The sequence below is a fragment of the Pseudomonas sp. NFPP24 genome, from assembly GCF_900112095.1.
Taxonomy (GTDB): domain Bacteria; phylum Pseudomonadota; class Gammaproteobacteria; order Pseudomonadales; family Pseudomonadaceae; genus Aquipseudomonas; species Aquipseudomonas extremorientalis.
The window spans coordinates 234,811-242,454 of sequence record NZ_FOKD01000010.1 but is presented as its reverse complement, the minus strand read 5'-3'; the positions used below and the strand labels follow the sequence as shown (position 1 = coordinate 242,454).

Annotated in this window: 5 protein-coding genes; 4 read left to right on the top strand and 1 reads right to left on the bottom strand. The window is 64.2% G+C overall.

Going from position 1 to position 7,644, the window contains the following annotated elements; genetic code table 11:
• Positions 1–1,643, bottom strand: a 1,643-nt coding sequence (locus BM026_RS21860; protein ID WP_256575542.1) for a DUF6531 domain-containing protein, incomplete at its 3' end; no start/stop codon positions are given.
• A 201-nt stretch (positions 1,644–1,844) separates the two neighbouring features.
• Here BM026_RS21860 and lexA point away from each other — a divergent pair.
• From lexA to BM026_RS21840, 4 genes are read left to right on the top strand one after another with little or no spacing between them, the layout of a single operon-like run.
• Entirely contained in the window at positions 1,845–2,462 is a 618-nt protein-coding gene (lexA, locus tag BM026_RS21855) for a transcriptional repressor LexA (protein ID WP_093513416.1), read from the top strand.
• Complete coding sequence (gene imuA, locus BM026_RS21850; RefSeq protein WP_093530061.1) at positions 2,462–3,076, top strand: translesion DNA synthesis-associated protein ImuA; 615 nt, start codon at positions 2,462–2,464, stop codon at positions 3,074–3,076. The genes lexA and imuA overlap by 1 nt, the downstream gene beginning before the upstream one ends.
• Positions 3,077–3,083: 7 nt before the next feature.
• Positions 3,084–4,496 carry a Y-family DNA polymerase gene (locus tag BM026_RS21845; protein WP_093513415.1) on the top strand — a complete coding sequence of 471 codons (1,413 nt, stop codon included), beginning with the start codon at positions 3,084–3,086 and terminating at the stop codon, positions 4,494–4,496.
• Positions 4,472–7,564 (top strand): error-prone DNA polymerase, encoded by a 3,093-nt coding sequence (locus tag BM026_RS21840; RefSeq protein WP_218189406.1) that lies wholly within the window; start codon positions 4,472–4,474, stop codon positions 7,562–7,564. The genes BM026_RS21845 and BM026_RS21840 overlap by 25 nt, the downstream gene beginning before the upstream one ends.
• The last annotated feature ends 80 nt before the right edge of the window (positions 7,565–7,644 follow it).

Sequence of the window (7,644 nt, the reverse complement as noted above, 5' to 3'; positions counted from 1 at the left end):
GCTGTCAGCACACCGTCGCGGAAGTGGTAGAAACGTGACGCTTGGGCCAGCACCAGTTCATCAGGCACAGCACCCAAATAGATTGCGGCTTCGGCCAGACTGTTGGTGATTGCGGGGCGAGAAGTCGACGGCAAGGGCAGGGTGGTGGAGCGGTTTTCATGATCGGTCCACACCACCGCATCACCCACAACCACCAGCCGATGCGCCAGCGCGTGACTCCAGCCAAACCCCAGCCCGACATCCACTTCCACCGCACTGGTGCGATACAACCGCGTCCACTCAAACGGCAAGATCCCGTCCAGCGTCCCATCGGTGAGGCTCAGGAGTTCCTCGCCGGTGACCATCGACACCGGGCAGCCGTTGGTGGCGGTCTTGTCCGAAGATGCCGCCGCATCCCCATTCGGGTTGCGAGCAGAAACCGGCACGTCATCCACGGTCTCCTGCCGCACCAACGCGGTTCGCTGGGACTTGCTGCGCACCACCGGCACCGCGTTGGAAACCACCTGATCCCCAGCCTTCAACGGCGCATCCGGAATCGTCTTGATCGTCGTCGCCTGGCTACCGAGCAATATCGGCTTGGCCACCTGCGTGTGATCCGCACGAAAATTCCCGAACTGCCCAGCCATGTGCTCAAGCCATTTGCGCGCACGTTGAGACTTGATGCTGCCCAGCACCTTCGTACTGATGCGTACCGCCATCCCCATACCTGCCGTGGCAAGGCACAGCAGCAAATTGATCAATACTTCAGCGCTGATTTCCCCCAGCAGCTCATTCATATAAGGCGGCGGCAACATCCGCGTCCAACTGACCATTGCCGACAGATAAATGAACAGCAACGGCTCATCACTCAGCACCAGCAAGCCCTTTGCGATGCTTTCGGTGCCGAGCTTCAACAGCTTTTCGAATTCTTCCTGGCTCAGGTAATGCAGCAGCTTTTCGGCATGCTTCAGCGGGTCCAGAAACCACTGAAGCATCTGCGTGATGTTGTCCCAGAGTGAATACAACGCCCCACTAAACCCGCGTGCATAGGCTTCGTGCAGCGAGAGGTAGCGCTTGAGAAAATTGGCTTCGGAATAACCCTTCCACAAGGCGGCGAAGGTGGTGGCCCATTCACGGCGCAGCCAGCCTTCCAGCGGTTCGATAACCGACTGATAAGAGGCGTACAGCGCCTTGAAGTGCGCCTTGGAAACGTTGGGATAGAAACTGACCCGGTACTGCTGGTTACGATCACATTCCTTGATTTCGAGAATGCCGCTGGGTCCGATGGTTTTATGGATGGGCTCCCCGAGCGGGCCACCCTTCGGATCAATGCGCTGCACCATCACGGGCGTATCGCCAATCGGCACAAATCGAGAACTCTGGAACATATGCACCAGGGTCAGCGTGCCGTCTGCCTGGCAGGTTGCGGTGGTGGTGCTGGGAAACAGGGAGCGATTGATCGGCGCGACCAGCGCCACTTCATCTCCAACCTTGAAGACCTGCTCGATATCCAGCGCCGAAAAGCTGAAAAAGCTCGAAGCCCAGGCGTCGTAGTGATTGAGGCAGCGCTTGAAGTCGCGGATAACGGATTCGACGTCTCGCGTCTTTGAATCCAGGGTGGCCAGTACCAAATAGCCAATGGTTTGGCTGGTCACTTCGATCATGAAACAGCCCCATCAACCGGAGCCAAAACCCATAACGTCATCTGCAATCCCTCGCACTGTGTAGTCAGGCGAGGGACTTTGCGGACGTTTGCAGGGCAGGGGAGTAGCGCTTATCCGGCGGTTATGTGGGACGGTTCGACAGTGCTCGTCCGCTATCACGCGACTAGCGGCTATTGTCAGAAATTTCCCACAAGAGTACAAATGTACTCCATGACGACTCTAACCCCCCGCCGTACCGCCATCCTGACCTTTATCCGCGACCGCATCGCGCAACAAGGCCAGCCTCCCAGCCTCGCCGAGATCGCCGAGGCGTTCGGTTTTGCCTCGCGCAGCGTGGCGCGCAAGCATGTGCTGGCGCTGACCGAAGCCGGGTTTATCGAGGTCAACCCCAACCAGGCGCGTGGCATTCGTTTGCTCAACCAGCCGGCGCGCCCGGAATGGCTGGATGTGCCGGTGCTCGGTCGCGTGGCCGCAGGTTTACCCATCGGCGCCGATGCCGAAGTGCACAGCCGCCTGCAACTGGACCCGTCGACCTTCGCGAAAACCCCGGACTACCTGTTGCGGGTGCAGGGCGATTCGATGATCGAGGACGGCATTCTCGACGGTGATCTGGTCGGCGTACGCCGCAGTGCCGAGGCCTTGAACGGGCAGATCGTGGTGGCGCGCCTGGACGGCGATGTGACCATCAAGCGTTTCGAGCGCAGTGGCGACCACGTGCGTCTGCTGCCGCGCAACCCCGCGTATCAACCCATCGTGGTGGGGCCCGACCAGGACCTTGCCATCGAAGGGGTGTTCTGCGGTTTGGTGAGGCAAGGCTGATGGGCGCCGTGGTTGCGCTGGACACGCTGTTCAATGGCGGGCGTGTCTGGAAGGGCCGGCCCGCCGCTCCGCCGTCCAGTGTGCATCCCACCGGGCTGGCGGCGCTGGACGCGGTGCTGCCCACGGGCGGCTGGCCGGAGGCGGCCTTGAGTGAAATCCTCATGGCCAAGGAAGGTGTGGGCGAATTGCAACTGGTGCTGCCGACCCTGGCGCGCTTGTCGAAGGCAGGGGAGCGCATTGTCTTGGTGGCGCCGCCGTATACACCGTACCCCCATGCCTGGCAGAACGCCGGGGTGGACCTGCGCCTGCTCTCGGTGATCCAGGCCGAGGAACGCGATGCCCTGTGGGCGGTGGAGCAATGCCTGCGTTCCGGCAGTTGCGGGGCGGTGCTGTGCTGGCCGCGCAAGGCCGATGACCGGGCGCTGCGGCGCCTGCAAGTGGCGGCGGAAACCGGGCAGACCCTGGCGTTTGCCTGGCGCGCCTTGAGTGAGTCAGTCAACTCATCGCCCGCCGCGTTACGCCTGGCCGTGGAGGCCAAGCCCGCGCAGGTAAGGGTGCTCAAGTGTCGGGGCGGGCTGGCCCATCCGGTGCCGATTGCCCTGGCGGGGCACTGAGGTTGTCATGCGCTGGGTGTGTATTGTCTTCCCGCAATTGGCGCTGGACGGGGTGCAGCGTGTGCACCCCGAGCCGGACCAACCCTTGGCCCTGCTGGCCGGCACGCCACAGCGGCGCGTGCTGCAAACCGTCAATGACGCCGCCCGCGCCCTGGGCCTGCGCCCCGGTCAATCCCTGACGGCGGCGCATGCCCTGACCAAAACCTTTGCCAGCGTCGAATACGACCCCGCCGAGATCGAGCGCCATCAACAGTTCCTGGCTGCCTGGGCCTACCAGTTCAGTTCCCAGGTCAGCCTGTATTACCCGCGTGCCTTGTTGTTCGAGATTGAATCGAGCCTGGGCCTGTTCGGGCCGTGGCCGCGGTTCGAAGCACGCTTGCGCCAGGAATTGACCGAACTGGGTTTTCGTCACCGCATCGTCGCTGCGCCCAACCCGGCGGCGGCGCGGGTGCTGGCGAATTTCTACGATGGTTTGGCGGTGCAGGATCACGGCTTGCTACAGGCCCTGGCGCCGCTGCCCATCGATCGCGCCGGCCTCGACCCGCAGGCCGCCACGGCGTTGTCGCGCATGGGCCTGCGCCGCCTGGCCCAGGTGCAAGCGCTGCCTCGGCACACCTTGGCGCGACGCTTTGATGCCGACCTGCTCAAGCACCTGGACGCATTGACCGGGCAGCGCCCATTGGCCTTGGCGTTCTATCAGCCCCCGGACCGATTCGACGTGCGCATCGAGCTGAATTTCGACGTGCAGTCCCATCAGGCGCTGCTGTTTCCTTTGCGACGCTTGACGGTAGATCTGTCGGCCTTCCTGTGTGGCCGCGACAGTGGCGTGCAGCGCTTTGACTTGCACCTGGAACACGCCCAGGCGCCGGACACGGTGATCAAGGTCGGCCTGCTCAGCGCCGAGCGCGAACCGGCGATGCTGTTTGAATTGGCCCGGGGTCGCCTGGAGCAGGTACAGGTCACCTCACCGGTACGCGGTTTCCGCCTGGTCGCCCAGGATTTGCCGGTGTTCGTGCCGCAGCGCCAGGACCTGTTCGACGACCGCCCGCAACAGACCTTGCCGTGGGAACAATTGCGCGAACGCCTGCGCGCCCGTCTCGGCGATGAGGCCGTGCAGGGCTTGCGCTTCCACGCCGACCATCGCCCCGAATGCGCCTGGCAAGCGGCGAGCGACAAAAACCTCTGCCCGACCTTGCACAAGGTGCAACGCCCCGGTTGGTTGCTGAGCGAACCTACGCTATTGGCCGAACACGGCGTGAATATCCTCATGGGGCCGGAACGCATCGAGTCGGGCTGGTGGGACGGCGCCGATATCCGCCGCGACTACTACCTGATCCAGACCCGCGCCGGCCAGCAAGGCTGGGCCTTTCGTAACGTCGGGCAAAGCGATGGGTTGTGGCTGCAAGGCTGGTTTGCATGAATTACGCCGAGCTGCACTGCCTGTCCAACTTCAGCTTCCAGCGCGGTGCGTCCAGTGCGCTGGAGCTGTTCGAACGGGCCAAGCGCCAAGGCTACAGCGCCCTGGCGATCACTGACGAATGCACCCTGGCGGGTATCGTGCGGGCCTGGCAGGCGGCGAAGGCGGTGGAATTGCCGCTGATAATCGGCAGCGAGATGCGCATCGAGAACGGCCCGAAACTGGTGCTGCTGGTGGAAGACCTCAGCGGTTACCAGCACCTGTGCCGCTTGATCACCGTGGCCCGGCGGCGCGCGGAAAAGGGCCGCTATCGCCTGTTGCAGGAGGACTTCGAGCAACCGCTGCCCGGCCTGCTGGCACTGTGGGTTGCCGAGGACGGCGACACCCAGGCCTTGATCCAGTGGCTGCGCCGCACCTTCGCCGGGCGCCTGTGGCTGGCGGTGCACCTGCACTGCGGCCAGGACGATGCGCGGCACCTGGAGCAACGCCTGAACCTGGCCGCCAGCCTGCACATCCCGGCGGTGGCCTGTGGCGATGTGCACATGCATGCGCGTGGCCGCCGCGCCCTGCAAGACACCATGACCGCCATCCGTCATCACGTGCCGGTGGCCGAAGCCGGCACGCGCCTGCACCCCAATGGCGAGCGGCACCTGCGCAGCCTCGATGCCCTGGCCGCGCTGTACCCGCAAGCCCTGCTCGATGAAACCCAGGCGATTGCCCGGCGTTGCACCTTCGACCTCAGCCAGTTGCGCTATCACTACCCGCGTGAACTGGTGCCCAGCGGCCACGACGCCGAATCCTGGCTGCGTGCCGTGACCGAAGCGGGCATCGCCCAGCGCTGGCCGCAGGGGGTCGACGCCAAGACCTTGCAGCAGATCCATGACGAACTGACGCTCATCAGCGAGCTGGGCTACGAAAGCTATTTCCTCACGGTGCATGACATTGTGCAGTTCGCCCGCAGCCGTTCGATCCTGTGCCAGGGCCGCGGCTCGGCGGCCAACTCGGCGGTGTGTTTTGCCTTGGGCATCACCGAGATCGACCCGAGCCTGACGAGCCTGTTGTTCGAGCGCTTTCTGTCCAGGGAGCGCAACGAGCCGCCGGACATCGACGTGGACTTCGAACATGAGCGCCGCGAAGAAGTGCTGCAGTACGTATTCCAGCGCTACGGCCGCACCCGCGCGGCGCTGACGGCGGTGGTCAGCAGTTACCACGCCGCCGGTGCGGTGCGCGATGTGGCCAAGGCCCTCGGGCTGCCGCCGGACCAGATCAACGCCCTGGCCGACTGCTGTGGGCGTTGGAGCGACGACGCCCCGCCGCTGGAGCGCTTGCGTGAAAGCGGCTTCGACCCCGACAGCCCACTGCTGCGCCGAGTGCTCACGCTCACCCAGCAGTTGATCGGCTTCCCTCGGCACTTGTCCCAGCACCCCGGTGGCTTCGTGATTTCCGAATACCCGCTGGACACCCTGGTGCCGGTGGAAAACGCCGCCATGGCCGAGCGCACCATCATCCAGTGGGACAAGGACGACCTCGACGCCGTGGGCTTGCTCAAGGTGGATATCCTGGCCTTGGGCATGCTCAGTGCGATCCGTCGTTGCTTCGACTTGCTGCGCCGCCATCGCCACCGCGACCTGGCCTTGGCGACGATCCCCCAGGACGACCCGGCCACCTACGCGATGATCAGCAAGGCCGACACTATCGGCGTGTTCCAGATCGAGTCGCGGGCGCAGATGTCGATGTTGCCAAGGCTCAGGCCGCAGAAGTTCTATGACCTGGTGATCGAGGTCGCGATCGTGCGACCCGGGCCGATCCAGGGCGGCATGGTGCACCCGTACCTGCGGCGGCGGAACAAGGAGGAGGAGACCACCTATCCTTCGCCGGAGCTGAAAGTGGTGTTGGAGCGTACCCTGGGCATTCCGCTGTTCCAGGAGCAAGTGATGCAGATCGCCATGGTTGCCGCCGACTACAGCCCCGGCGAGGCCGACCAGTTGCGCCGCTCCATGGCCGCCTGGAAACGCCACGGCGGCCTGGAGCCGCACCAGCAGCGCCTGCGCACCGGCATGCTGAAAAACGGTTACACCGAAGCCTTTGCCGCGCAGATCTTCGAGCAGATCAAAGGCTTTGGCAGCTATGGCTTTCCTGAATCCCACGCGGCCAGTTTCGCCTTGTTGACCTACGCCAGTTGCTGGCTCAAGTGCCATGAACCGGCGGCGTTTGCCTGTGCGCTGATCAACAGTTGGCCCATGGGCTTCTACAGCCCGGACCAGATCCTGCAGGATGCACGGCGCCATCGCTTGCAGATCCGGCCGGTGGATGTGCAGGCCAGCGATTGGGATTGCAGCCTGGAGCCCATCGATGGTGCACAACCGGCGATTCGCATGGGCTTGCGCATGATCTCCGGGTTTCGCGAAGAAGATGGGCGGCGCATCGAAGCCGCGCGCCTGCGTCGAGCGTTCAGCGACATTGCCGACCTGGACGAGCGCGCCGGGCTGGATGCACGTGCCCAGGCCTTGTTGGCGGATGCCGGGGCCTTGCGCGCCCTGGCTGACAACCGGCACACGGCGCGCTGGGCGGTGGCCGGCGTGCACAAGCAACTGGGGCTGTTTGCCGGCCTGCCGAGCCCGGATGAGGCGGCGGTCGAGTTGCCGGCACCGACCGTGGGTGAAGACCTGCAGGCTGACTATGCCACTGTGGGCACGACCCTGGGGCCGCACCCTCTGGCGTTGCTGCGGGATGAATTGCGTAAGCGCCGCTGTCGCAGCTCCCATGAACTGATGGCGGTGGAGCACGGCCGTAATGTCAGCGTTGCGGGGCTGGTGACCGGTCGACAGCGCCCGGGGACTGCCAGCGGTGTGACCTTTGTCACCCTGGAAGATGAATTCGGCAACCTCAATGTGGTGGTCTGGCGTGACTTGGCCGAGCGTCAACGCCAGGCGCTGGTGGGCTCGCGGCTGTTGAAGGTGGACGGGCGCTGGGAAGCGGTGGGCGAGGTGCGGCACTTGATCGCCGGGCGCCTGACCGACCTGACGCCCTTGTTGGAAGGGATCAATGTGCGCAGTCGGGATTTTCACTGAGTCCCGTGGTTTCTGCTGTAATCACTTCTGATGCAGATGAGGTGAAACCATCCGGGTTTGCAGCGCTCCAAAACTTGCCG

What these genes read in the sequence shown, in the direction of transcription:
- lexA (WP_093513416.1), top strand. Translation starts at nt 1,845, where the DNA reads ATGTACTCCATGACGACTCTAACCCCCCGCCGTACCGCCATCCTGACC.
- imuA (WP_093530061.1), top strand. Translation starts at nt 2,462, where the DNA reads ATGGGCGCCGTGGTTGCGCTGGACACGCTGTTCAATGGCGGGCGTGTC.
- BM026_RS21845 (WP_093513415.1), top strand. Translation starts at nt 3,084, where the DNA reads ATGCGCTGGGTGTGTATTGTCTTCCCGCAATTGGCGCTGGACGGGGTG.